The organism is Micromonospora auratinigra (assembly GCF_900089595.1).
GTDB classification, from domain to species: domain Bacteria; phylum Actinomycetota; class Actinomycetes; order Mycobacteriales; family Micromonosporaceae; genus Micromonospora; species Micromonospora auratinigra.
In genome coordinates, this window is the sequence record NZ_LT594323.1 from 2,437,579 (window position 1) to 2,463,936 (window position 26,358).

Consider the following 26,358-nt stretch of genomic DNA (forward strand, 5'->3'; position numbering starts at 1 on the left):
GCGCGAGGAGGCGTACCCCGATGACCGACGTCCTGAGGTCCCGGCCGGGCACACCCGTGGCGCGTCGGGTCGCCCCCGACGACGACGTGCCCGCCGCACCGCCGGTCGCGGCCTCGTACGAGCAGCGCCAGATGTGGTACCTGAGCCGCCTCGACCCGCAGGCGGCGGTGAGCTACCTGGTGCCCCTGGCGTACCGGCTGCACGGCGAGCTGGACACCGCGGCGCTGGCGGCGGCGCTGGACGACCTGGTGGCCCGGCACGCCGCCCTGCGCACCACGCTCGCCCCGGCGGCCGGGGACGACGCGCCCGTGCAGGTGGTCCACCCGGCCCGCGCCGGGCTGCTGCGGGTCCACGACCTGAGCGGCCTGCCCGGCTGGCAGCGGGACCAGGAGGTGCGGGCCCGGCGGCACGCCGAGGCGCGCACCCCGTTGGACCTGGCCCACGGCCCGGTGCTGCGCGCCACCCTGCTGCGCTGCGCGCTGCGGGAGCACCTGCTGCTGCTGACCTTCCACCACGTCGCCGTCGACGAGTGGTCGCTCGGCATCCTGCACGACGAGTGGGCCCACCTGTACGCCGCACACCGCGCCGGCCGGCCGGCCGACCTCGACCCGCCCGTCGCCGACCACCGCGACCACGCGGCGTGGCAGCGCGACTGGCTCGCCGGCCCGGCCGCGGCCGGCCAGCGGGCGTACTGGCACCGGCAGCTCGCCGACGCGCCCGCGGTGCTGGAGCTGCCCACCCGGGGCCCGCGCCCGGCGGTGCCGTCCGCCGCCGGATCGACGCTGACGGTCCCGCTGGACCTGCCGACGGACGCGCTGCCGGCGCTCTGCCACCGGGTCGGCGTCTCGCCGTACATGGTGCTGCTCGCCGCCGTGCAGGTGCTGCTGGCCCGCTGGACCGGTCAGCGCGACATCGTGGTCGGCACCCCGGTGGCCAACCGGCAGCGGCCCGAGACCCAGCGGATCGTCGGGCTGATGCTGAACACGGTGGCCGTGCGGACCCGGCTGGACGACGACCCGACCTTCGAGACGCTGCTCGGCCGGGTCCGCGCCGCCGTACTGGGCGGCCTGGCCAACGCCGAGCTGCCGTTCGGCGAGCTGGTCGAGTCGCTGCGCCCGGCCCGGCAGCCCGGCTTCAGCCCGCTGTTCCAGGTGATGTTCGTGCACGGCCGGGACCCGGCGCCGCCGCGCCTGGACGGCCTCGACGTGGTGCCGGTCGACGTCCCCCTCGACACCGCCAAGTTCGACCTCACCGTCGCGGTACGCGAGGACGCCGACGGCGCGCGGACCGTGCTGGAGTACCGCACCGAACTGTTCGACGCCGACACGATGGGCCGGTTCGCCGGGCACTTCGAGACGCTGCTGCGGGCACTGGTGGCCGCGCCCGGCGCCCCGGTCGGCGCGGCCCCGATGCTGACCCCTGACGAGCACCGGCGACTGGTGGTGGAGCAGAACCGCACCGCCACCCCCGCCGAGCCGGACGACCTGGTCCACCTGCTGATCGCGCGGCAGGCGCGCCGGACCCCGGACGCCGTCGCGGTCACCGACGACGACGGTGTCGCGCTGACCTACCGGGAGCTGGCGGACCGGGCCGAGGCGCTGGCCGCGACGTTGCGGGGACGCGGTGCCGGGGTGGGCAGCCTGGTGGGCGTGCTGCTGCCGCGCGCGGCCGGTTTCGCGGTGGCGGTCCTCGCCGTGCTCAAGACAGGTGCGGCGTACGTGCCGATGGACCCGGCGAACCCGCCGGCCCGACTGCGGTACCTGCTGGACGACACGGCCGCCCCGGTCGTGCTGACCTGCGCCGAGCTGGCGCACCTGGTGCCGGCGCAGCGGGCGCTGCTGGTGCCCGACCCGGCCGCGCCGGTCGTCGCCGAGCCGGCCCGGAGCACCGGCGGCGGGCCCCGGCGACGGGCCCGGCGGAACCCCGAGCCGCGCGCCGACGACCTCGCGTACGTCATCCACACCTCCGGGTCGACCGGCCGCCCGAAGGGCGTCATGGTGACCCACCGGGGCGCGGTCAACTACGTGCGCTGGGCGGCGCAGGCGTACCGGCTGCGACCCGGGGACGTGGTGCCGCTGCACTCGTCGGTCGGCTTCGACCTGACCGTGACCAGCCTGCTGGTCCCGTTGGCCGCCGGGGCGACGGTGCGGATGATCGGCGAGCACCTCGGGCCGGCGGCGCTGGGCGAGGCGCTGGGGGCCCGGGACACCCCGTTCGGGCTGGTCAAGATCACGCCGGGACAGCTCGACCTGGTCCGCCACCAGCTCGGCGACGCCGGGCTGGCCGGGCGTACCCGCTGTTTCGTGATCGGCGGGGAGAACCTGCGCGCCGACCAGGTCGCCCCGTGGCGGGCGCACGCCCCGCAGACCGCCCTGGTCAACGAGTACGGGCCGACCGAGACCGTGGTCGGCTGCGCCGCGTACGAGGTCACCCCGGCCAGCCCGCAGGACGGCTCGGTGCCGATCGGCCGGCCGATCGCCAACACCACCCTGTACGTGCTCGACGGGTGGGGCAACCCGGTCCCGGCGGGCGTGGTCGGCGAGCTGCACGTCGGCGGGGCCGGCGTGGCGCGCGGGTACCTGGGCCGGCCGGGGCTGACCGCCGAGCGGTTCGTGCCGGACCGGTTCTCGCCCGTGCCGGGGGCCCGCCTCTACCGCACCGGCGACCTGGTGCGGCTGCGCCCGGACGGGGACCTGGAGTACCTGGGCCGCACCGACGGCCAGGTCAAGCTGCGCGGCTACCGGGTGGAGTGCGGCGAGATCGAGGCGGCCCTGCGCCGCCTGCGGCCCGAGGGCGACGTGGCGGTGCGGTTGCGCCGCGACGACCCGGACGACCCCCGGCTGGTGGCGTACCTGGGCGGGGTGGCGGCGGCCGACCGGGACGGCGCGGCGCTGCGCGCGGCCCTGGCCGACGAGCTGCCGCCCTGGATGGTGCCGGCCGCGTTCGTCTTCCTCGACGCGCTGCCGCTGACCGGGAACGGCAAGGTGGACGGCGCGGCGCTGCCCGCCCCCGGCCCCGCGGACGTGCCGCGCCCGCGCTCCACACCGGAGCCGGCGGCCGCACCGGAGCCGGTGACCGTCCCGGAGCCGACGGCCGCGCCGGCCGCCGACCGGCCGGTGCGCTGGGACGCCGGCCGGGTCGGGATCGAGCGGCTGGTCACCCAGGTGTGGCGGGAGGTGCTCGGGGTCGACCGGGTCGGGGTCCGGGACAGCTTCTTCGACCTCGGCGGCCACTCGATGCGGCTGCTGGCGGTGCTGGAGCGGCTGCGCGCCCGGCTCGGCGACGTGGTCACCGTCACCGACCTGTTCCGCCACCCCACCGTCGAGTCGCTGACCACCTTCCTGACCGCCGCCACCACCGGCGGGCCCGCGCCCGGTGCCGCCGTCACGACGGCACCGCGGCCGACCTCGTCGGCGGCCGGCGGCACCGGCCGGCCGACCGGCCTGATCGCCGTGGTCGGGCTGGCCTGCCGGTTCCCCGGCGCGCGCGACGTCGACGAGTACTGGGACAACATCCGCGCCGGGGTGGAGTCGGTCCGCGAGTTCAGCGTCGAGGAGCTGCTCGCCGACGGGGCGGACCCGGCCCGGATCGACGACCCGGCGTACGTCCGCGCCGGCACCTTCCTGCCCGGCGTCGACGAGTTCGACGCGGCCTTCTTCGGCTTCACGCCCCGCGAGGCGGAGACCCTCGACCCGCAGCACCGGATGCTGCTGGAGTGCGCCTGGCACGCCCTGGAGCACGCCGGCTACGACCCGGCCCGCCATCGCGGCCGGATCGGCCTCTTCGCCGGCTCCGGGCGCAGCAGCTACCTGCTGGACCACCTGAGCGGCCACCCCGAGCTGACCGGCAGCCTCAGCGAGCACCAGCTCTCGCTGAGCAACGACAAGGACTTCCTGCTCAGCCGGGTGGCGTACAAGCTGGACCTGACCGGCCCGGCGGTCACCGTGGCGACCGCCTGCTCGACGTCGCTGGTGGCCGTGCACTACGGCCGGCAGAGCCTGCTCACCGGCGACGCCGACCTGGTGCTGGCCGGCGGCGTCAGCGTCTTCCCGGCGCAGCGGCGCGGTTACCTGTACCACGACGGCGGGGTCTACTCCCCCGACGGGCACTGCCGCCCGTTCAGCGCCGACGCCCGGGGCAGCATCGCCTCCAGCGGGGTGGGCATGGTCGCGCTCAAGCGGCTGGAGGACGCCGTCGCCGACGGCGACACCGTGTACGCGGTGATCCGCGGCTCCGCCGTCAACAACGACGGGGCCCGCCGTACCGGCTACACCGCGCCGGGCGTCGACGGCCAGGTCCGGGTGATCGGCGCCGCCCTCGCCGCGGCCGGGGTGGAGCCGCGCTCGGTGAGCTACGTGGAGGCGCACGGGACGGGCACCACGCTCGGCGACCCGATCGAGGTGACCGCGCTGACCGAGGCGTTCCGGCGCGACACCGACGAGCGGGGCTTCTGCGCGCTCGGCTCGGTGAAGGCCAACATCGGGCACACCGACGCGGCCGCCGGGGTCGCCGGCCTGATCAAGACGATCATGGCGCTGCGCCACCGTACGCTGCCGCCGACCATCAACGTCCGCCGGCCGCACCCCGGGATCGACTTCGCGGCCAGCCCGTTCTACCTCAACGACACCGCCCGCCCGTGGCACGCCGACGGGCCGTTGCGGGCCGGCGTCAGCTCCTTCGGCATGGGCGGCACCAACGCCCACGTGGTGCTGGAGGAGGCCCCGGCCACCCCGGACACCGCGCCCGCCGCCCCGGCCGCCGGACCGCGGCTGCTGGTGCTGTCGGCCCGTACCCCCGCGGCGCTGGACCGGCAGGCCGGCGGGCTGCGCGACTGGCTGGCCGCGGGCCCCGGGGTGGACCTCGCCGACGTGGCGGCCAACCTCGGTCGCCGCCAGTCGATGCCGCACCGCCGGTTCCTCGTCGCGGCCGACCACGCCGACGCGCTGGCCGCGCTCGACGCGCCGCACCGGCAGTTCGGTGGCGTCCACCCGGGCGGCCCACGGCCGCTGGTCTTCGCCTTCCCCGGGCACGGCGCGCAGCACGTGGCGATGGGCGCCGGACTGTACCGCGCCGACCCGACCTACCGGGCCGTGGTGGACGAGGCCGCCGAGCTGCTCCGCGCCGACCTGGGGCTGGACCTGCGGACCGTGCTCTGCCCGCCGCCCGACGGGTACGCCGAGGCCGAGCGGCTGCTCGACCGGCCGGCGCTGATCCAGCCCGCGCTCTTCGTCACCGGGTACGCGCTGGCCCGGTCCCTGCTCGCCCGGGGTGTGGTCCCGGACCTGATGGTGGGGCACAGCCTCGGCGAGTACGTGGCCGCCTGCCTCGCCGGGGTGTTCCCGCTCGCCGACGCGCTGCGCCTGGTGACCGTACGCGGCGCGCTGGTCGAGCGGACCCCGCCCGGGGCGATGCTGGCGGTCGGGCTGCCCGAGGACGCGGTGACCGGGCTGCTCGGCGACGGGCTGGCGCTGGCCGCCGTCAACGCCCCCGAGCTGTGCGTGGTCTCCGGCGTACCGGAAGCGGTCGAGGAGCTGCGGCGGCGGCTGACCGCCGACGGGGTCGACTGCCGGCCGCTGCGGGTCACCCGGGGCTACCACTCGGCCCTGCTCGACCCGGTGCGCGACGAGTTCGCCGCGCAGGCCCACCGGATCGCCTACGCCGAGCCGGACCGACCCTTCCTGAGCAACCTCACCGGCGCGCCGGTGACCCCCGGGCAGGTCACCGACCCCGACTACTGGGTGCGGCACCTGCGCGAGCCGGTGCGCTTCGCCGCGTCCGCCGCGCTCCTGGCCGAGCAGGACGTGGTCCTCGCCGAGCTGGGTCCGGGGCACGCCCTCGGTGGGCTGGCCCGGCTGGCCGGCCTGCCGCCCGGTCAGGTGGTCGCGACGATGCGACACCCCCGGCAGGCCGGCGACGACCTGGTCACCCTGCTCGACGCGGTGGGCCGGCTCTGGCTGGCCGGGGCACCGGTCGACTGGGCGGCGTTTCACGGCCCGCACCGCCGGCTGGCCCTGCCCGGCTACCCGTTCGAGCACCACCGGTACTGGATCGACCCCGCGCCGCGTACCGGCGGGGTGGTTCCCCCACCGGCCGGGCCGGAGCCGGTCGCGCCACCGGCGGAGTCGGCGGAGTCGCTCGCCGAGGCGGGCAACCGGCCGGCGGTGAGCACCGGGTACGTCGCGCCGACCGGCCCGGCGCAGGAGCGGGTGGCCGAGATCTGGTCGGAGCTGCTGGGCATCCGGCCGGTCGGGGCGCACGACAACTTCTTCGAGCTGGGCGGGCACTCGCTGCTGGCCACCCAGCTGGTGGTGCGGCTGCGGGCCCGGCTCGGCGTGGCGCTGGCCCTGGAGACGGTCTTCGCGCAGCCGACCGTCGCCGGCCTCGCCGCCGCGCTGCCGACGACCGTCGTGTCCCCGCCGCCGATCGTCACGGCCCCGCCGGCGGTCGCCGAACCGACCGCCGCCGCCGGGCAGACCGTCACCGGCGCGGACCCGGCGGTCGGTGCCGGGCCGGCCGTCGGGGCGGAGCCCGAGCCCAGCATCCCCCGGGCCGGCCCCGACGCCGGTCCGGCGCCGCTCTCCTCCGGCCAGCACCGACTGTGGTTCCTCGACCAGGCGTACGCACAGAACGCGTACACGGTCGGCACGGCGCTGCTGCTCGACGGGGCGCTGGACGAGGCGGCGCTGCGCACGGCCCTGGCCGAGCTGGTCCGGCGGCACGAGTCGCTGCGCACCGTGTTCCCGGTCGGCCCGGACGGTGACCCGGTGCAGCGGGTACTGCCGGCCGGCCCGGTCGAACTGACCGTCGTGGCGCCGCCGGCCGACCCGGCGGCCGACGGCCCGCGCAGCATCGTGGAGGACGCCGTCGCCCGCGACCTGCCGGCGTGGGTGCACGCCGCGCTCGCCGCCGACGTCCGGCGGGGCTTCGACCTGGCCGGCGGTCCGCTGTTCCGGGCCGTGCTGCTGCGGGTCGCCGCCGACCGGCACGTGCTCTCGCTGACCATGCACCACAACGTCTCCGACGGCTGGTCGCTCGGCATCGTCGCGGGCGAGCTGGCCACCCTCTACGACGCGAACCGCGCCGGTCGCCCGTCGCCGCTGCCCGAGCTGACGGTGCAGTACGGCGACTACGCACGCTGGCAGCGCGGCCGGCTGGCCGACCCGGACCACGAGGACCTGAGCTGGTGGCGGAGCCGGCTGGCCGGGGTGGCCGGCGTGCTGGAGGTGCCGACGGACCGGCCCCGGCCCCCGGTGCAGACCTTCTCCGGCGGGGTGCACACCCGCCTGCTGCCCGCGTCGACCGCCGACGAGCTGCGCCGGTTCGGCCGGGCCCGGGGCGCGACGCTGGCCATGACGGTGCTGGCGGCGCTGAAGGCGCTGCTGTGGCGCTACACCGGCCAGCGCGACATCTGCGTCGGCACGCCGGTCGCCGGTCGGGTCCGCGCCGAACTGGAGCCGATGGTCGGCTTCTTCGTCAACATGCTGCCGTTGCGCACCGTGCTCGACGGCGACTGGACCTTCGACGAGCTGCTCGCCCGGGTGCGGAACACCGCGCTGGGCGCGTACGACCACCAGGAGGTGCCGTTCGAGAAGCTGGTGGACCTGGTCGACGCGCCCCGCGACCTCAGCCGCAACCCGCTGTTCCAGGTGATGTTCAACATGCTGAACGTGCCCGAGCGGGAGCTGCGCGCCGACGGGCTGCGGCTGACCCAGTTCGCGGTCGAGCCGGGCATCGCCCAGCAGGACCTGGCCCTGTACGCGTACGAGGTGGACGAGGGGCTGCGGTTCCGGCTGGAGTACAACACCGACCTGTTCGACCCGGCGACCGCCGCGCGGATGACCGGGCACCTGGAGACGCTGCTCGCCGCCGCCGTCGCCGACCCGGGGCGGCGACTGGCGGAGCTGCCCGTGCTGACGGCCGGCGAACTCGACCGGCTGGCCGGCTGGCACGACACGGCCGCCCCGTTGCGCTGGCCCGGGGTGCCCGACGACCGGGTGCCGACCCTGGTCGAGCTGTTCGGACACCAGGTGGCGACCCGCCCCGACCGGCCGGCGGTCACCTTCGGCACGACCACGCTCAGCTACGCCGAACTCGACGCCCGGGCGAACCGGCTGGCGCACCGGCTGCGCCGGGCCGGGGTCGGCCCCGACGTGCCGGTCGCGGTCTGCCTGCACCGCTCGGCGGAGCTGCCGGTCACCCTGCTCGGCGTGCTGAAGGCGGGCGGCGGGTACGTGCCGGTGGACCCCGACTACCCGATCGAGCGGCAACGGTACGTACTGACGCACAGCGGCGCGGCGGTGCTGGTCACCGAGGCCGACCTGGCCGACCGGTTCACCGGCTACCCGGGCGAGGTGCTGACCGCCGGCGCCGACCCGGACGCCACGCCGGACACCGAACCCCTGCCGCCGGTCGGGCCGGCACACCTCGCGTACGTGATCTACACGTCCGGGTCGACGGGCCGGCCCAAGGGCGTCCGGGTGAGCCACGGCGCGATCGTGAACACCCTGGCCGCGATGCGCGAACGGCCCGGCCTGGACGCCGACGGCACCATGCTGGCGATGGCCAGCGCCGCCTTCGACATGTCGGTGCCGGAGCTGTTCCTGCCGCTGGTCGTCGGCGCCCGGATGCTGCTGGTGGGGCGCGACGTGGCCTACGACGCGGCGCGGCTGGCCGACCTGCTCGCCACCGAGCGGGTCACCCTGGCCCAGGGCACCCCGGCGACCTGGCGGCTGCTGATCGAGTCCGGCTGGGCGGGGCTGCCCGGGCTGACCGCGGTCTGCGGCGGTGAGGCGGTCTCCGCGCCGCTGGCCCGGCAGCTCGCCGAGCGGGTCGGCGCGCTGTGGAACCTGTACGGCCCGACCGAGGCGGCGGTCTGGTCCACCATGGACCGGCTCGAACCGGGGCTCACCCGGCTGACGATCGGCCGCCCGATCGGCAACATGCGCGTGCACCTGCTCGACGCGCGGCGCTCCCCCGTCCCGGTGGGGGTCGTCGGCGAGCTGTACCTGGGCGGGGCGGGCCTGGCCCGCGACTACCACGCCGACCCGGCGCTCACCGCCGAGCGGTTCGTGCCGGACCCGGCCGGCTCCGGCCGGCTGTACCGCACCGGCGACCTCGGCCGGTACCTGCCGGACGGACGGATCGAGTTCGTCGGCCGCAGCGACACGCAGGTGAAGGTACGCGGCTTCCGGATCGAGCTGGGCGAGATCGAGTCGGTGCTGCGCCGCCACCCGTCCGTACGCGACGCCGCCGTGCTGGTCCGCGAGGACGACGGCGAGAAGACGATCGTGGCGTACCTGACGCTGTCCGGTGGGGCGGAACCCGACGCGGACGGCGACGTCACCGCCGACGTCGACGCCGACCCCGCGCCCTGGCGCGCGCACGCCCGCGGCTACCTGCCCGACTACATGGTGCCGTCGGCGTTCGTGCTGCTGGACCGGATGCCGCTCAACGCCAGCCGCAAGGTGGACCGGGCCGCGCTGCCGGCGCCCCGCCGCAGCGGCGCGACCGCCGGCACGGGTGAGCCGGACACGCCGCTGCGCCGGGCGCTGGCCGAGCGGTGGGCGGCGGTGCTCGGCTACGACCGGGTCGGCATCGACGACGACTTCTTCGACCTGGGCGGCGACTCGTTCAAGGCGATCAAGGCGCTGGCCGGCAGCGAGCCGCCGATCAGCGTGCTCGACCTGTTCCGCCACCCGACGATCCGGGCGCTGACCGCGCACCTGGACGCCACCGGCGGCGCGGCCGGCCGGCTGCTGCACGAGCTGACCGAGTCCCGGCCGGCGACGCCGACCCGGCTGACGCTGCTCTGCGTACCGTTCGGCGGCGGCTCGGCGATCACCTTCCAGCCGCTCGCCGACGCCCTGCCCCCAGGGGTGGCGCTGTACGCGCTGGAGCGCCCCGGGCACGACCTGAACCGCCCCGACGAGCCGCTGCTCGGCTTCGACGAGCTGGTGGACCGCTGCGTGGCCGAGGTGGTCGAGGGCATCACCGGCCCGGTCGCCGTGTACGGGCACTGCGTCGGTGGCGCGGAGGCGGTGGAGCTGGGCCGGCGGCTGGAGGCGGCCGGTGTGGCGCTGACCGGTGTGGTGATCGGCGCGCACTTCCCCGCCCCCCGGCTGCCCGGCCGGCTCTTCGGCCTGCTGCGCCGCTGGTTCCCGATGGAGCGCTGGATGTCCAAGCGGCGCACGCTGGAGAACCTGCGCGCGATGGGCTTCTTCGCGGAGGTCTTCGACGAGCGCGAGAAGGACTTCGTGATGCGGGTGGTGCTGGCCGACGCGGCGGCCGGCGAGGACTACTACACCGACGTGTACGCCACCGGCCTGCCCCGCCGGCTGGCCGCGCCGCTCACCTGCGTGGTCGGCAGCGGCGACCGGGCCACCGAGCTCTACCAGGAGCGCTACCTGGAGTGGGAGTTCTTCGCCGACCGGGTGTCGCTGGAGGTCATCGAGGGCGCCGGCCACTACTTCGCCAAGCACCAGCCCGGCGAGGTGGCCCGGATCGTCCTGGCGCACTGCGACCCGGCGCGGCCGGCCCCGGACCCCGTCGCCGGGGCGACGCCGGTCACGCCCGCCGGGCCGCCCACAGCCAAGCCGCCCACGGCCGGGCCGCCCGGCGGGGGGCGGGCCACCCGGGCCCGCGTACCCGGGGAGGAGACCGCGCCCGGCACGGCGGGCGAGCGGCCGGCGGCGGGCCCGGCCCGGCCGCGCACCGGCCGGCGGGCGACGCCGAGCCTGGCGGTGTTCTACCTGATCGCCGTCGGTCAGCTCGTCTCGCTGATCGGCAGTGGACTGACCGGCTTCGGCATGAGCCTCTGGGTCTACCAGCGGACCGGGTCGGTGTCGCTCTTCGCCACCGCCACCGTGCTGGCGCTGCTGCCCGCCGTGGTGCTCTCGCCGATCGCCGGGGCGCTCGCCGACCGGTGGGACCGGCGGCTGCTCATGGTCGGCGCGGACTGCCTGGCCGCCACCGGCACGGTGAGCCTGGCGCTGCTGCTCTGGCTCGGCCAGCTCCAGCTCTGGCACGTCTTCACCGCCATCACCGTCACCGCGGTGGCGACCGCCTTCCAGCAACCCGCGTACCTGGCGGCCGTCACCCAGCTCGTGCCGAAGCGCTACTACGGGCGGGCCAACGGCATCGTCTCGCTCGGCACGGCCACGAGCACGGTGCTGGCGCCGCTGGTCGGCGGGGCGCTGGTGATCGCCGTCGGGCTGCGCGGCATCGTCCTGATCGACCTGGTCACCTTCGTCCTCGCGGTCACCGTCACGCTGTCGGTCCGCTTCCCGGACACCCTCTTCGTGAAGCGGGAGGAGCCGTTCCGGCGGGAGGTGCTGGGCGGCTGGCGGTTCATCACCCGCCGGCACGGGCTGGTCGCGCTGGTCGTGCTGACCGCGTCGCTGAACTACTTCTTCTCGCTGGTCGAGGTGCTGGTCACCCCGCTGACGCTGTCCTTCGGCGATCCGGCGGTGCTGGGCCGGGTGCTCGCCGCCAGCGGCGTCGGGATGCTGGTCGGCTCGGTCCTGATGGGCGTCTGGGGCGGCACCGCCCGGCGCACCACCGGCATCCTGGCCGGCGTCGTGCTGCTCGGGGTGTCGCTGTCGACGGTCGGGCTGCGCCCCGACCCGCTCTTCCCGGCGCTCGGCCTGTTCGGCATGGGCCTGGCCACGGCGCTGGTGAACACCCACTGGCTGGCGATCGTGCAGGCCAAGGTGGGGCTGGAACTGCAGGGTCGGGTGCTGTCGATGAGCCAGATGCTGTCCTGGCTGATGGTGCCGGCGGGCTTCCTCAGCGCCGGCCCGCTCGCCGAGCACGTGCTCGCCCCGCTGGTGTCCGGCGACGGGATGCTGGCCCGGCTGCTCGGCGACGGTCCGGGTCGGGGGATGGCGCTCGGCGCGGTGGTGGCCGGCCTCTGTTCCCTCGTCCTCGCCGCCGTCGGGATCGCCTACCGGCCGATCCGCCGGGTCGAGGACGAGCTGCCCGACAACGACCCGGGCGCGATCGTCCTCGCCGACAAGGACCGCCTCCAGGAGGAGGCCGACCGCCGGCTCGCGCAGCGGCGCGGAGCGGGGGTACGCCGGTGAGCACCCCCACCCGGGCCGCCGGCCCCACCCGCCGGGCCGCCGCCCGGCGTACCGGCGGTCAGCCGGCGGCGGTCGACTGCCTGCACCGGATGGTGGCCGCGCAGGCCGCCCGGACCCCGGACGCGGAGGCGGTCCGGCACGGCACGGCCACCCTCTCCTACCGCGACCTGGACACCGCGGCGAACCGGCTGGCCCGGGAGCTGCTCGCCCGGGGGGTGGCCCGCGAGGATCGGGTCGGCGTCTGCCTGCCGCGTACCCCCGACCTGGTGGTCGCCCTGCTCGCGGTGCTCAAGGCCGGCGCCTGCTACGTGCCGCTGGATCCGGCGTACCCGCCGGCCCGGGTGGCGTTCATGACCGCCGACTCGGGCGTGCGGCTGGTGCTGACCACCGCCGGCCTGGCCGACCGTTTCCCGGACACCGCCGTGGCCGTCGACCGGCTCGCCCCGGACGCCGACGGCACCGACCCGGCGGTGCCGGTGACGCCCGCCGAGCTGGCGTACGTCATCTACACGTCGGGCTCCACCGGGCGGCCCAAGGGCGTGGCCATCGAGCACCGCTCGGCGTCGGTGCTGATGCACTGGACCCGGCAGACCTTCGACGACGCCGAACTGGGCGGCCTGCTGGCCGCCACCTCCGTCTGCTTCGACCTGTCGGTCTTCGAGATCTTCGGCCCGCTCTGCTGGGGCGGTCGGGTGCTGCTCGTCGACGACGTGCTGGCGCTCGCCGCCCCCGGCGCCGAGCGGCTGCCGGTCACCCTGGTCAACACCGTGCCCTCGGCGATGGGCGCGCTGCTCGCCGCGGACGCCCTGCCGCCGGGCGTCCGCACGGTCTGCCTGGCCGGTGAGCCGCTGACCGCCGCGCTGGCCGCCGCCGTCCGGGCCCGCCCGCAGGTACGCCGGCTGTGCAACCTGTACGGCCCGTCGGAGGACACCACCTACTCCACCTGGGCGGAGGTGCCGCCGGACAGCGACGACCCGCCGATCGGCCGGCCGCTGCCGCACACCCGGGTGTACGTGCTCGACCCCGACGGCCAGCCGGTCCCGCCCGGGGAGCCGGGCGAGCTGTACCTGGCCGGGGCCGGCCTGGCGCGCGGCTACCTGGACCGGCCCGAGGAGACCCGGGCCCGGTTCCGCCCCGACCCGTTCCGGCCCGGCGAGCGGATGTACCGCACCGGCGACCGGGTGCGGCTGCGACCCGACGGCCAGCTGGCCTACCTGGGTCGCCTCGACGACCAGGTGAAGCTGCGCGGCTACCGGATCGAGCTGGGCGAGGTGGCCGCCCGTCTCGCCGCGCTGCCCGGCGTACGGGCCGCGACCGCCGCCGTGCGGCCGGGGCCGAGCGGGGACCCGCTGCTGGTCGGCTACCTGGTGGGCGAGCGCCGCGACGACGTCCGGGCCCGGCTGGCCGAGGTGGTTCCCGCGCCGCTGGTCCCGGCCACCGTGGTGTGGCTGGACCGGCTGCCCACGCTGCCCAACGGCAAGGTGGACCGGTCGGCCCTGCCGGCACCCACCCTCGACGGCCCGGGCGAACCCGTCGGCGGCCCGCTCGACGGCACCGCCGGTGCGGTGGCGACGGTCTGGCGCGAGCTGCTGGGCGTACCCGTCACCGGCGGTGCCGACGACTTCCTGGCCCTCGGTGGCGACTCGCTGCTCGCGGTCCGCTGTGCGAGCCGGCTGGCCGCCGCGACCGGCCGTCGGGTGCTGCCCGGCGACCTGTTCACCCATCCCACGGTCGCCGCCCTCGCCGCCCACCTCGACGCCCTCCCCACCGACCCGGCACCGCCCCGGCCGGCGTCGCCCGGGGTGGCGTCGCCCGGCGCGTCGGGCCGGGCCGCCGGGCCGACGCCGGATCAGGTGGTGCCGCTCTCCGCCGCGCAGGCCCGGTTGTGGTTCCTGCACCGGCTCGACCCGGCCGACACCTCCTATTTGCTCGCCTTCGCGGTCCGGTTCGCCGCGCCGCTGGACCCGGACCGGCTGACCCGGGCGCTGCGCCGGGTGGTCGACCGGCACCCGGCCCTGCGCACCGTCTTTCCCACCGGCCCGGACGGGCCGGTGCAGCAGGTCCGGCCCGCCGTCGACCCGACGCCGGTCGTCGCGCCGCCGGAGGCCGGCACGACCCTCGACGAGCGGTTGGCGCGGCTCGCCGCCGAGGCCACCCGGGCACCGATGGACCTGGCCACCGGCCCGCTGCTCCGCGCCCACCTGGTGCCGGACGCCGCCGGCCGGGCGGTGGCGCTGCTGCTGGTCGTGCACCACATCGTCTGCGACGACTGGTCGTTCGGCGTGCTCGTGCGGGACCTGGCCGAGGCGTACGACGGCGTCGGCGGGACCGACCCGGTGATCGGCCCGGCCACGTCGGCCCTGGCGCAACGGGCGTGGCTGGCCGGGCCGGTGGGCCGGCAGGCGGTGGCCGACGTGCTGGCCGAGCTGCGCGGCGCACCCGACCTGCTCGACCTGCCCGCCGCCCCGCCCGGCGACGCCGGCGGCAGGGCTTCGGGCGCGGTCGTGGTCACTCCGGCGACAACGAGCGCACCCGAACCGTCCACCGGCCCGGCACCGGTCGCGGCGCGGCTCGGCGCGGGCCGGCCGGCCGGCGGCACGCTGCGGACCACGGTGGACCCGGATACCGCCGCGGCGGTACGGGAGCTGGCCCGGGCCGGGCGGGCCAGCCTGCACATGGTCGGGCTGGCCGCGTTCGCCGCCCTGCTCGGGACGGCCACCGGCCGGTCCGACCTGCTGATCGGGGTCGCCTTCGCCGGCCGGACCAGCGTCGCCACCGAGGGCAGCGTCGGCTGCTACGTCAACACCCTGCCGTTGCGGCTGCGGCCGGCACCCGAGCGGCGCTTCACCGACCTGCTCGACGAGGCCCGCCGGGTCACCCTGTTCGCCGCCGCCCACCAGGACGTGCCGCTCGATCTGCTGGTCGAGCGGCTGCGACCCACCCGCCACCCGCACCGCAACCCGCTGGTCCAGGTCGCCTTCGGCGTGCAGAACGCCCCACCGGCCCGACACCGCGGCAGCTCCGGCATCGAGTTCACCGGGGTGGAGCTGACCCCCGACACCGCCCGGCTCGACCTGACCCTCTGGCTCGACGAGCGACGCGACGGCCTCGCGGCGCTCTGGACGTACCGCACCGACCGGTTCCACCACGACGGGGTGGTCGCGTGGCACCGGCGCCTCACCGCGCTGCTGCGGACCGTCGCCGCCGACCCCCGACGCCGTCTCGTCGACTGCGTCGACACCGCTGGGAGAGAAGAATGACCGAACAGACCCGCATCGCGCGGCCCGTCCCCCGCCGTGGCCGGGACCGCAACCTGGTCGACGTACGTCCCGACTGGCCCGGCGGCCCGCTGCCGGCCCTGGTACGGGCGAACGTGCCCGACGTGGACCTGGCCGGCTGGCTGGCCGGGCACCGCGACGAGGTCGACGAGCTGGCCCGCCGCGCCGGGGCCGTGCTGTTCCGCGGCTTCGCGGTGGCCGGCGCGGCCGACTTCCGCACCGTGCTGGCGGCGCTCTCCGACGACGTGCTGTCGTACGGCGAGCGGTCGTCGCCGCGCAGCGAGGTCACCGAGGGGGTGTACACCTCCACCGAGCACCCCGCCGACCAGCCGATCGTGCTGCACAACGAGCAGTCGTACACGGTGAACTGGCCGCTGCGCATCATCTTCCACTGCGAGGTGGAGCCGGCGGCCGGCGGCCGGACGCCGCTCGCGGACAGCCGCCGGGTGCTGGCCCGGCTGCGGCCGGAGACCGTCGCGGAGTTCGAGCGGCGCGGGGTGCTCTACCGGCGCAACTACCTGCCCGGCATCAGCCTGTCCTGGCAGACCGCGTTCCAGACCGAGCGGCGCGCGGACGTCGAGGCGTACTGCGCGCGGGCGCTGATCGACGTCGAGTGGGTCGGCGAGGGGCAGCTGCGCACCCGGCAGGTCCGCCCGGCGATCCGCCGGCACCCGGTCACCGGGGAGCGGACCTGGTTCAACCACGCGCTCTTCTTCCACGTCACCTCCCTGCCGCCGGAGGTGAGCGCGGGCCTGCGGGCCGCCCTGCCCGAGGAGGACCTGCCGTACCAGACCGCGTACGGGGACGGCACGCCCATCTCCGACGAGGTGCTGGCCGAGCTGCGGGCGGCGTACGCGGCCGAGACCCGCTCCTTCGACTGGCGGCGCGGCGACGTGCTGCTGGTGGAGAACATGCTGGCCGCGCACGCCCGGGACCCGTTCACCCCGCCCCGGCGGATCCTCACCGGGATGTCCGATCCGGTCGCCGCGCCGGAGCTGACCTCGTCCGTCGCGGCGGGGACGGAGGCGGACCGGTGAGCGGGCCGGCGCCGCGTCGGCGCGGGACCGGCACGGTCACCTCCCCGGTGTCCCGCCGGCCGCTGGTCGGCGAGGACTTCGTGCTGCTGGTCGAGGCGAGGGTGCCGGACCTGGACCTGGCCGGTTGGCTCACCGGGCGGCAGGCGGAGCTGCTGGCCGACCTGGACCGCTACGGCGCGGTCTTCTTCCGTGGCTTCGAGGTGGGCACCGCCGACGACTTCAGCCGGGCCGCCCGGGCGGTGAGCCCGGACCTGCTGGGCTACCTGGAGCGGGCCGCGCCCCGGCACGAGGTCGCCGACCGGGTCTTCACCTCCACCGAGTTCAACGCGGCGCAGTGGATCCCGCTGCACCACGAGATGTCGTACTCGCACAACTGGCCGAGCCACCTCTACTTCTGGTGTGCCCAGCCGGCCACCGGCAGCGGCGGGGCCACCCCGCTGGCCAGCGAGCGGGTGATCGGCCCGCTCATCCCCGCCGAGGTACGCGAGCGGTTCCTCCGCGCCGGGGTCAGCTACGTGCGCAACTACGGGCCGCACCTGGACCTGCCCTGGCAGGAGGCGTTCCAGACCACCGACCGGGCGGAGGTCGAGGCGTACTGCGCCGCCTCGGCGACGGAGTTCACCTGGCTGGGGGCCGACGGGCTGCGGACCCGGGCCCGCCGGCAGGCGGTCGCCACGCACCCGCGTACCGGGGAGACGGTGTGGTTCAACCACGCCCACCTGTTCCACGTCTCGAACATGCCGGCCGAGGTCGCCGCCGCGCTGAGACGCGAGTACGGCCCGGAGGGGCTGCCCCGCAACGCCTACTACGGCGACGGCGAGCCGATCCCCGACGAGGTGGTGACCGGCATCCGCGAGCTGTACCGGGAGCACGCCGTCTCGGTGCCCTGGCAGCGCGGCGACGTGCTGGTGGTGGACAACTTCCTGGCCACCCACGGCCGGGAACCCTTCAGCGGCGACCGGCAGATCCTGGTCGCCATGTCCGATCTCTACGTCAACCGGAGCGTGCTGTCGTGAACGGATACCGTCTGTCGCCGGTCCAGCGGCTGGCCTGGTCCACCAAGCAGGACCTGGTCCGGGCGCGGGTCCGGCTCGACCGGCCCCTGGACCGGGCCCGGTTGCAGGCCGCCGTCGACACGGTGGTGGCCCGGCACGAGGCGCTGCGGCTGACCCTGGTGCACCACCCGGGCCTGCGGGTGCCGATGCAGGACGTGGACGACGACCGCACGGTGGTGGTGGGCGCGCAGGGCGAACTGTCGGTGAACCTGACCGACGAGGCGCTGGAGCTGACCGCCACCCCGCTGATCGCCGACCCGGCCAGCCTGCGCCTGGTCCTGGCCGAGCTGGCCCGCGCGTACGCCGGGGAGGCCCTGCCGGAGGATCCGGAGGCGTTGCAGTTCCTCGACGTGGCCGAGTGGCAGTGGGAGGAGCGGGAGCAGGCCCGGCCCGCCGTTCCGACCACCGCGGCGGCGCGGCTGGTCACCCCGCACGGGGACGACCCGAGCGCGCCGGTCCAGGCCACGGTGCCCGCCGCCGGGCTGGCCGAGGTGGCCCGCGTCGCCGGGGTGCAGCCGTCCACCGTGCTCCTCGCCGCCTGGGCGGTCGCGGTGGCCCGCCGGGCCGAGGCGCCGGACGGGGCCGACGAGGCGGACCTGGTGCTGGCCCGGTGGAGCGACGGCCGTCAGGCCGACGGCACCGCGGGCGTGGTGGGGCCGCTGGGCGGGCACGCGCCGCTGCGGCTGGCCCTGCCGCTGCCCGCCGACCCGGCCGAGCTGCTGACCCGGGTACGGGCCGCCGAGGTCACCGCCGACGAGACGTTCCACCTGGTCGACCCGGTGGACGAGCAGTCCGGTGCGGTGGCCGGGTTCGCGCTGCTGCCCGCCGTCGAGCCGGCCACGGTGGCCGGCCTCGGCGGCGTCGCCGTGGCGGTCGCCGACCCGCCGGCGGTGCCCGGTCCGCAGGTGACCGCGCTGCTCGACGGCGGGCAGGTGACGCTGCGGGTGGTCGGCGGGCAGTGGCTGCTGGACTCGCTGCTGGCGATCCTGCGCACCCTGCCGGCCGCGCTGACCGGCGCCGACGCGCCGGCCGTGCTCGGCGACGGGGAGGCCGGCTGGCTGGTCGACGCCGCCGGTACCCCGTCCGGGGCGGTGGCGGGCACCCTCGTCGACCTGTTCGACGCGGGGCTGGCCGACGCCGCCGCCGACGCCCCGGCGGTGCTCGCCGCCGACGGCGCGTACACCGTCGCGGAGCTGCGGGCGCGGGCCGCGCGGGTGGCCGCGGCGCTGGCCGCCCGGGGGCTGCGCGGCGCGCCGGTGGGGGTGCTGGCCGCGCGGTCCCGGGAGACCGTGGTGGCGTTCCTCGGCGTGCTGCGGGCCGGCGCGGTGTACGTGCCGCTGGACCCGGACGCGCCCGCGCCGCGCCTGGCCGCGCAGCTCGCCGCGGTGGGCGCGGAGACCGTGGTGGGCGCCGTTGGCCCGGCGACGGTGAGCGTCGACGAGCTGGCCGCGGCCGGCGGTGCGCCGCCCGCCGGGCGACCGGACCCCACCGACCCGGCGTACGTGATCTTCACGTCCGGCTCCACCGGCACGCCCCGGCCGGTGCAGGTGTCACACGGCGCGGCCGCGCACCTGGCCGACGCGCTGGAGCGGACCGTGTACGCGGACGCCCGCCCGGACCTGCGGGTGGCGGTGAACGCGCCGCTCACCTTCGACGCCTCGGTCAAGCAGCTGGTGCAGCTCGGCCACGGCCGCAGCCTGTACCTGGTGCCCGAGGAGGTCCGCCGGGACGGGGCGGCGCTGGCCGCCGCGCTGGCCACGCACGCCGTCGACGTGCTCGACCTGACCCCGTCGCAGCTGCGCATCCTGCTCGCCGGGGCGGGCGACACCCGGTTGCCCGGCCTGCTGCTGCTCGGCGGGGAGGCGGTCGCGCCGGACCTGTGGGAGACGGTGGCGGCGCTGCCCGGCGTCCGGGCGGTCAACCTGTACGGCCCGACCGAGTGCACGGTGGACACCAGCGCGGCGGAGATCCGCGCCGGGGACGCGCCGAGCATCGGCCGGCCGCTGCCCGGCGTCGGGGTGTGGGTGCTCGACGAGCGGCTGCGCCCGGTGCCGCCGGGGGTGGCCGGCGAGCTCTGCGTCAGCGGCCCGCAGCTGGCCGACGGCTACCGGGGCGACCCGGCGGCGACCGCCCGGCGGTTCGTCGAGGTGACCCTGCCGTCCGGGCGCACCGCGCGGGTGTACCGCACCGGTGACCGGGTCCGTTTCGACGCCGAGGGGCGGCTGCGCTACCTGGGCCGCCTCGACGACCAGGTGAAGATCCACGGCTTCCGGGTGGAGCCGGGCGAGGTCGCCGCCGTGCTGCGCGGGCACCCGGAGGTCGCCGACGCGGCCGTGGTGGCCCGCGACGACGACGGGCACGGTGACCGGCTGGTCGCCTACGTGCGCCCGGGCGCGCCGTCGGCCGCCGTCGACGTCGCGCGGGTCGCCGGGGTCAACCCGCACGAGACCCGCTACCTGTACGACGAGATCTTTGTCCAGCAGGTGTACCTGCGCGACGGCATCGAGCTGCGTCCCGGTGCGACCGTGTTCGACGTGGGCGCGAACATCGGCATGTTCTCGCTCTTCGTGCACAGTGTCTGTCCGGACGCGACGATCCACGCGTTCGAGCCGGTGCCGTCGGTGGCCGAGCTGCTGCGGCGCAACGTCACCGGGTTCGGCGTGCCGGCCACCGTGCACCCGTTCGGGCTGTCCCGCGCCGAGGGCGAGGTCTCCTTCACCTACTACCCGGGCTACTCGATGATGTCCGGCCACGCCGCGTACGCCGACCCGGACGCCGAGGTGGCGGTGATCAAGCGGTTCCTGACCAACGAGCGCGACGCCGGCGCGGCCGAGCGGGACGTGCTGCTCGACCGGGTCGACGAGCTGCTCGCGGAGCGCTTCGCCGGGCAGGAGCTGACGGTGCCGGTACGGCCGCTGTCGGCGGTGGTGGACGAGCTCGCGCCGGCGCGGATCGACCTGCTGAAGATCGACGTGCAGCGGGCCGAGGCGGACGTGCTGGCCGGGCTGGACGACCGGCACTGGCCGCTGGTCGCGCAGGTCGCCATGGAGGTGCACGACGCGCCCGGGACGGCCACCGAGGGGCGGCTCGCCGAGCTGGTCGCCTTCCTGGAGGCGAAGGGCTTCACCGTGCTGACCCGGCAGGACGACCTGCTCGCCGGCACCGACCGGCACACCCTGCACGCGGTGCGCCCCGGGTACGCCGACGACCCCCGCCCGGCGGTGGCGGCGGCCGCGCCGGGCGCCGGGCCGCTCGACGCGCGGCTGACCGGGTGGCTGGCCGACCGGCTGCCGGCGCACCTGGTGCCGGCGGCGGTGGTGCTGCTCGACGCGCTGCCGCTGACCCGCAACGGCAAGCTGGACCGGGCGGCGCTGCCCGCGCCCCGCCTCGACCGGCCCCGCGACGGCGCGACGGTCGCGCCCGCCAACCGGGCCGAGGAGCTGCTGGTCGAGGCGTGGCGGGAGATCCTGGGGGTGGCCGAGATCGGGGTGACGGACAGCTTCTTCGCCCTCGGCGGGGACTCCATCCGCAGCATCCAGATGCAGGTGGCGGCGGACAGGCGTGGGGTGTCCTTCCCGCTCGGCGACATCTTCACGTACCAGTCGATCCGGGAGCTGGTCACGCACGGGCAGGTGACCCTGGCCGGCGCGCCGGTCACGGCGGACCAGGCCACGGCGGACCGGGTCACGACGGACCGGGTCACGACGGATCAGGTCGCGGCGGGCCGGGACGACGCGTTCGCGCTGGTCGCCGCCGCCGACCGGGAGCGGTTGCCGGCGGGGCTGGTCGACGCGTACCCGATGACGGCCCTGCAACTGGGCATGCTCTACCACTGCGAGGCGACCGGCGACCCGGCGATGTACCACAACGTCACCGCGCACCGGGTCGCCGCGCCGCTGGACGAGGCGGCGCTGCGGCGGGCCCTGGCCGCCCTGGTGGCCGCCCACCCGGTGCTGCGGACCGGGTTCGCCCCCGGCGCGTACGCCGAGCCGCTGCAACTGGTGCACGCCGACGTGCCCGTCGAGCTGCCGGTCACCGACCTGACCGGGGTCGACGAGCCGACCCGGCGGGCCCGCGTCGACGAGCTGGTCGCCCGGGAACGGGCCCGTCCCTTCGACTGGGCCCGCCCGCCGCTGCTGCGGCTGCACGCGGTACGCACCGACGCCGCCGGCTTCACGCTGATCGTCGCCGAGTTCCACGGCATCCTCGACGGCTGGAGCCTGCACCTGTTCCTGACCGACCTGCTCGCCGGCTACGACCGGGAGCGGGCCGGCGGGTCCGCCGCGGTCCGGCCGGGCCTGCCGTTCCGCGCGTACGTGGCGGCCGAGCGGCAGGCCCTGGCCGACCCGGACACCCGCCGGTTCTGGCTCGACGGTGCCGGTGCCGTCGCGCCGCTGCTGCTCGGCGGCCCCGAGCCGCGGACCACCACCACCCAGCGGGTGCCGCTGCCCGACGGCAGCACCGGGACGGTCACCGCGGCGGCCCGGGCCGCCGGGGTGCCGGTGAAGTCCTGGCTGCTCGCCGTGCACCTGCGGCTGATCGGCGAGCTGGCCGGCCGCGACGACGTGGTCAGCGGGCTGGTGGTCGGCGGCCGGCCGGAGGGCGAGGGCAGCGACGCCACCCTCGGGTTGTTCCTGAACACCCTGCCGGTGGGCGTGGCGCTGGGCACCCGGTCGCTCGCCGAGCTGGCCGGCGAGGTCTGGCGGGCCGAGCGGGAGCTGATGGGACACCACCGCTTCCCGCTGGCCGAGATCGTCCGCGCCGGCGGGGCGGGTCCCCGGTTCGACCACTTCTTCAACTGGACCCACTTCCCGACCGCGCCGGCCGACGGCGGCAGCCGCATCGTCGACAGCCGGGGCATCACCGTGGACGTGGCCTTCAGCCTCGCCGTCGACGCCGCGCTGGACGCCGACACCGGCCGGCACACCCTCACCGTCCAGTACGACCACCGGCACGTCGCCGGCACCCGGGTGGACGGCTACGCGGACGGCTTCCGCCGGCTGCTGGCCACCGACCCGACCGCCCCGCTGCCGGCGGTGGCCGCCGGCCGGTCGACGGTCGACGACCGGCGCGACGAGTGGGCGGGCCGGGTGGCGGCGGCCTGGCAGGAGGTGCTGGGCACCGCGCCGCGCGACCCGGGCGCCGACTTCGTGGCCGCCGGTGGGGACTCGCTGCGCGCCCTGCGGCTGGTCACCGTGCTGCGCCAGCGCCACGGCAGCGACCTGACGCTGCCCGAGTTCCGGTCGCTGGGCAGCTACGGCAAGCTGGTGGACCGGGTGTCCCGGGACGCCTGAGCACCCGGTGGGGGCGGGCCACCACCCGCCCCCACCGGCACCCGACCCGGCAGGAGGAGCGATGACCGGCTTCAGCACCACCGCCGTGCACGGCGACGACGCACTGGTTCCCGGTGGGGCGGTGGCGCCGCCGATCGTGCAGAGCGCGACGTTCAGCGCCGAGTCCGACGAGCGGTTCACCGAGATCGCCACCGAGACCCGGGGCAGCGCCTTCTACACCCGCTACGGCAATCCGAACCACGCGCAGGTGGCGGCCGTGGTCGCCGAGCTGGAGGGGGCGGAGACCGGGCTGGTGACCGCCTCCGGGATGGGCGCGATCAGCACCGTCGCGTTGGCCCTGCTGTCGGCCGGCGACCACGTGGTGATCCAGCGCAGCACGTACGGCGGCACCACCTCGCTCGCCACCGGCCTGCTCGCCCGGTTCGGGGTGTCCTGCACCCAGGTCGACCAGACCGACGTCGGCGCGTTCGAGCGGGCCTGGACGCCGCACACCCGGCTGGTGCTGGTGGAGACGCCGAGCAACCCGCTGCTGGAGCTGACCGACCTGCGGGCGGTGGCCGACCTGGCGCACGCGGCGGGGGCCCTGGTGGTGGCGGACAACACCTTCGCCACCCCGGTGAACCAGCGCCCGACGGCGCTCGGCGCGGACCTGGTGTGGCACAGCGGCACGAAGTTCCTCGGCGGCCACTCGGACGTGTCGGCGGGCGTGGTCGTCGGCTCCGCCGAGCTGGTGGAACGGGTGTGGCGGACCGCGATCGTCACCGGCGCGACCCTCGGCCCGGTGGACGCCTGGCTGCTGCTGCGCGGCCTGCGGACGCTGCCGCTGCGGGTGCAGCGGCACAACGAGAACGCGCTCGCCCTGGCCGAGGCGTTGCAGGGGCACCCGGCGGTGGCCCGGGTCCGCTACCCGGGCCTGCCGTCGCATCCGCAGCACGAGCTGGCCCGCCGGCAGATGACCGGGTTCGGCGGGGTGCTCAGCGTCGACCTGGCGGCGGGCCGGGCCGGGGCGGCGGCGTTGCTGGCCGGCTCGGCGCTGGCCAAGCGGGCGGCCAGCCTGGGCAGCGTCAGCACGCTGGTGGTGCACCCCCGGTCGATGTGGGCGGGGATCGTGGACGCCGCACAGCTGGCCGCCAGCGGCATCGGCGACGGCCTGGTCCGGGTCTCCACCGGCATCGAGGACACCGCCGACCTGGTGGCCGACTTCCTGGCCGCGTTGGACAAGGCCGTCGGCTGAGGCCGGTGGGCGGGGCTGCCGGTCAGCCCTCGCGTCCGCCGCTGGTGCGGGCGTCGCCGACCGTCGTGGGACGGCGGCGCGGCGGGTGGGTCACCCGCCGCGCCGCCACCGGCGTCAGTTCACGCTGCCGGTGACGCTGCCGCCCGACTTCGTCACGTGGTAGGTGACCTTCGTGCCGCTCCAGAAGTGGAACGTCAGGGTCACCTTCCGGCCGTCGTTCACCTCGGCGAAGAACTCCGGCTTCAGGCTGATCGTGTTGCTGCCGTAGTTCGGCGCGAAGGTCACGTCGAACTCCTTGAACGAGGTCCAGTTCTGCGGTCCGGCGTTGGAGCCGTCGGCGTACGTCGCCTCCATGGTGGCGAGCTGGTCACCCCGGAACTGGGTGGGTACCGCGAACGAGGCCGTCGTGCCGGTCGCGTCGGACACCAGTGGCGGGTCGTACGTGATGACGTCGATCCGCCACGGCACCCCGGCGGAGAAGCGCGCCTGGAGGGTGGCGTTCACGCCGTACGCCCGGGAGCCGACCAGCCGGGTCAGGGCGGCGGCGCTGAGCGTCAGCGTGCTGCCGGAGACCGTGTAGTCGGTGCCGGCCACCAGATCGGTGCTGCCCTGGCGCAGCCCCTGGAAGGTGGTCCCGTTCAGGTTCAGCGTCAGGCTCTTCGCGGTGACGGCGCCGGTCTTCGGCACGTACACCTGGTCGCTGGAGGCGGTGCCGGAGCGGGTGGTCCAGCTCGACCTGATCTGGGCGAACAGCTCCGGGTCCTGCCACTGGAAGGTGGTCCGGTCGAAGTGCTGGCCGTTGTCCCAGAGCTGGGTGGTGAGTTTGCGCTGGCGCGCGTACCAGCCGAGGAACTCGAAGAACTTGAGCTTCTCGCCCTGCTCGATGGTGCCGGTGTGCCGGTCGAAGCCGAGCAGCCCGTACTCGCCGATGACGACCGGGATGTTGCGCGCGACGAAGGCGGTGTGGACCCGGTCGAACTGGTCGGTCAGGTCCTGCTGCGCGGTGGCGTCGAAGCGGGTCCCGCCGGCGATGTTCACGCTGAACGGCCAGTACCCGTAGAAGTGCACGGTGGCGACCAGGTTCGGGTCGTTGAGGGCGGCGATGGTGCTGCTCAGCTCGTCGACGCGGGCCTGCTCGGCCGAGGTGTGCAGGGTCGGCAGCACGAGCAGCCGGGTGGCGTTGGCGCCGCCGGAGGCCCGCACGATCCGGTGGAACGAGGTGTTCAACTCGTTGAGCAGGCCGGCGTTCTGCGCGTCACCGGAGCTGCCGGTGAACTGCGGCTCGTTGACGCTCTCGAAGACCAGCCTGGCCGGGGAGTCCTTGAACGCGCCCGCGATCTGGGTCCAGAGCGCGTTGTAGCGGTTGAGCACGTTCGTGTGGTCGGTGGGCATCGTGTTGATCCACTGCCACGAGTCGTGGTGCACGTTGAGCACCACGTAGAAGCCGTCGGCCAGCGCCCAGCCGACCACCTCCCTGACCCGGGCGAGCCAGGCGGCGTCGATGAGGTAGCCCGGCGCGGCGCCCTGGTGGTTGCTCCAGGTGACCGGGATGCGGATGCTGTTGAAGCCCTGCGCCCGGACGTTGTCCAGCAGCGCCTGGGTCACCCGGGGGTTGCCCCAGGCGGTCTCGTCGGCGCCGACCGCGTCGAAGGAGTTGCCGAGGTTCCAGCCGGGCTGCATGGCGGCCACCGCGGCCATCGCGGTGCCGGCGGGCGGCGGCGTGCTCGGCGAGGACGTCGGGGTCGGCGTCGGCGGGGTGGTGGACGGCGTCGGTGAGGCCGTCGGCGAGGTGCTGCCGCCGACGCCGCCGGTGCAGGCGACGCCGTTGAGGGTGAACGCGGTGGGTGCGGTGTTCGTCCCCGACCAGGAGCCGTTGAAGCCGAACGAGACGGTCGCGTTGGTGCCGATCGCGGCGTTCCAGCCGGCGTCCTTCGCGGTGGCCTGGTTGCCCGAGGAGGTGACGGTGGCGTTCCACGCCTGGGTCACCCGCTGCCCCGAGGGGAAGCTCCAGGCCAGGGTCCAGCCGGTGACCGGGTCACCGAGGTTGGTGACGGAGACGTCGGCGGTGAAGCCGCCGGGCCACTGGCTGCTCACCGCGTACCCGACGCGGCAGCCGGCGGCGGCCTGGGCGCTGGTCGCGGCGACCAGGCCGGTGCCGGCGACGAGGGCGGCGGCGGCGGTCGCCACCAGGCCGAGCCGCCAGCGGGCTCTCCGGGCGACTTCTCGGATGCCGGCCATGGTGCTCCTTAGGGATGCCGGGAACGATGGGGTGGGCACAGGACAGCTCTCACCTGCGCATCCGGCAGAGTAAGTTTGGATACTAAACTTTGTCGATCGACGCTCGGCAATAGCAAGACGGGCGGGGCGTGAGGGAACCCCC

General features: G+C 76.1%; 7 protein-coding genes. 6 read left to right on the forward strand and 1 reads right to left on the reverse strand.

What is annotated here, in order from left to right; all coding sequences use genetic code 11:
* Nucleotides 1–20: 20 nt before the first annotated feature.
* The 6 genes from GA0070611_RS32220 (at nucleotide 21) to GA0070611_RS11095 (ending at nucleotide 23,978) form a co-directional block, all read left to right on the forward strand.
* Complete coding sequence (locus tag GA0070611_RS32220; protein WP_091662094.1) at nucleotides 21–12,080, forward strand: hybrid non-ribosomal peptide synthetase/type I polyketide synthase; 12,060 nt, start codon at nucleotides 21–23, stop codon at nucleotides 12,078–12,080.
* Nucleotides 12,077–15,340: a non-ribosomal peptide synthetase gene (locus tag GA0070611_RS11075; RefSeq protein ID WP_091662100.1), complete on the forward strand. Its 3,264-nt coding sequence runs from the start codon at nucleotides 12,077–12,079 to the stop codon at nucleotides 15,338–15,340. Before GA0070611_RS32220 ends, GA0070611_RS11075 begins: the two co-directional genes overlap by 4 nt.
* Nucleotides 15,337–16,395, forward strand: a complete 1,059-nt coding sequence (locus GA0070611_RS11080) for a TauD/TfdA family dioxygenase (protein WP_091662104.1) — start codon at nucleotides 15,337–15,339, stop codon at nucleotides 16,393–16,395. Before GA0070611_RS11075 ends, GA0070611_RS11080 begins: the two co-directional genes overlap by 4 nt.
* Nucleotides 16,392–17,411, forward strand: a complete 1,020-nt coding sequence (locus tag GA0070611_RS11085; protein ID WP_091662109.1) for a TauD/TfdA family dioxygenase — start codon at nucleotides 16,392–16,394, stop codon at nucleotides 17,409–17,411. The genes GA0070611_RS11080 and GA0070611_RS11085 overlap by 4 nt, the downstream gene beginning before the upstream one ends.
* Complete coding sequence (locus GA0070611_RS11090) at nucleotides 17,408–22,744, forward strand: non-ribosomal peptide synthetase (protein ID WP_091662113.1); 5,337 nt, start codon at nucleotides 17,408–17,410, stop codon at nucleotides 22,742–22,744. The genes GA0070611_RS11085 and GA0070611_RS11090 overlap by 4 nt, the downstream gene beginning before the upstream one ends.
* A 61-nt stretch (nucleotides 22,745–22,805) precedes the next feature.
* Nucleotides 22,806–23,978 (forward strand): trans-sulfuration enzyme family protein, encoded by a 1,173-nt coding sequence (locus GA0070611_RS11095; RefSeq protein WP_091662116.1) that lies wholly within the window; start codon nucleotides 22,806–22,808, stop codon nucleotides 23,976–23,978.
* A 114-nt stretch (nucleotides 23,979–24,092) separates the two neighbouring features.
* Here GA0070611_RS11095 and GA0070611_RS11100 read toward each other — a convergent pair whose 3' ends face one another.
* A complete protein-coding gene (locus GA0070611_RS11100) occupies nucleotides 24,093–26,216 on the reverse strand; it encodes a cellulase family glycosylhydrolase (protein WP_091662120.1) in 2,124 nt (707 codons plus the stop codon).
* Nucleotides 26,217–26,358 lie beyond the last annotated feature (142 nt).

Coding starts and splice junctions, on each gene's coding strand:
- GA0070611_RS32220 (WP_091662094.1), top strand. CDS start 21: ATGACCGACGTCCTGAGGTCCCGGCCGGGCACACCCGTGGCGCGTCGG.
- GA0070611_RS11080 (WP_091662104.1), top strand. CDS start 15,337: ATGACCGAACAGACCCGCATCGCGCGGCCCGTCCCCCGCCGTGGCCGG.
- GA0070611_RS11095 (WP_091662116.1), top strand. CDS start 22,806: ATGACCGGCTTCAGCACCACCGCCGTGCACGGCGACGACGCACTGGTT.
- GA0070611_RS11100 (WP_091662120.1), bottom strand. CDS start 26,216: ATGGCCGGCATCCGAGAAGTCGCCCGGAGAGCCCGCTGGCGGCTCGGC.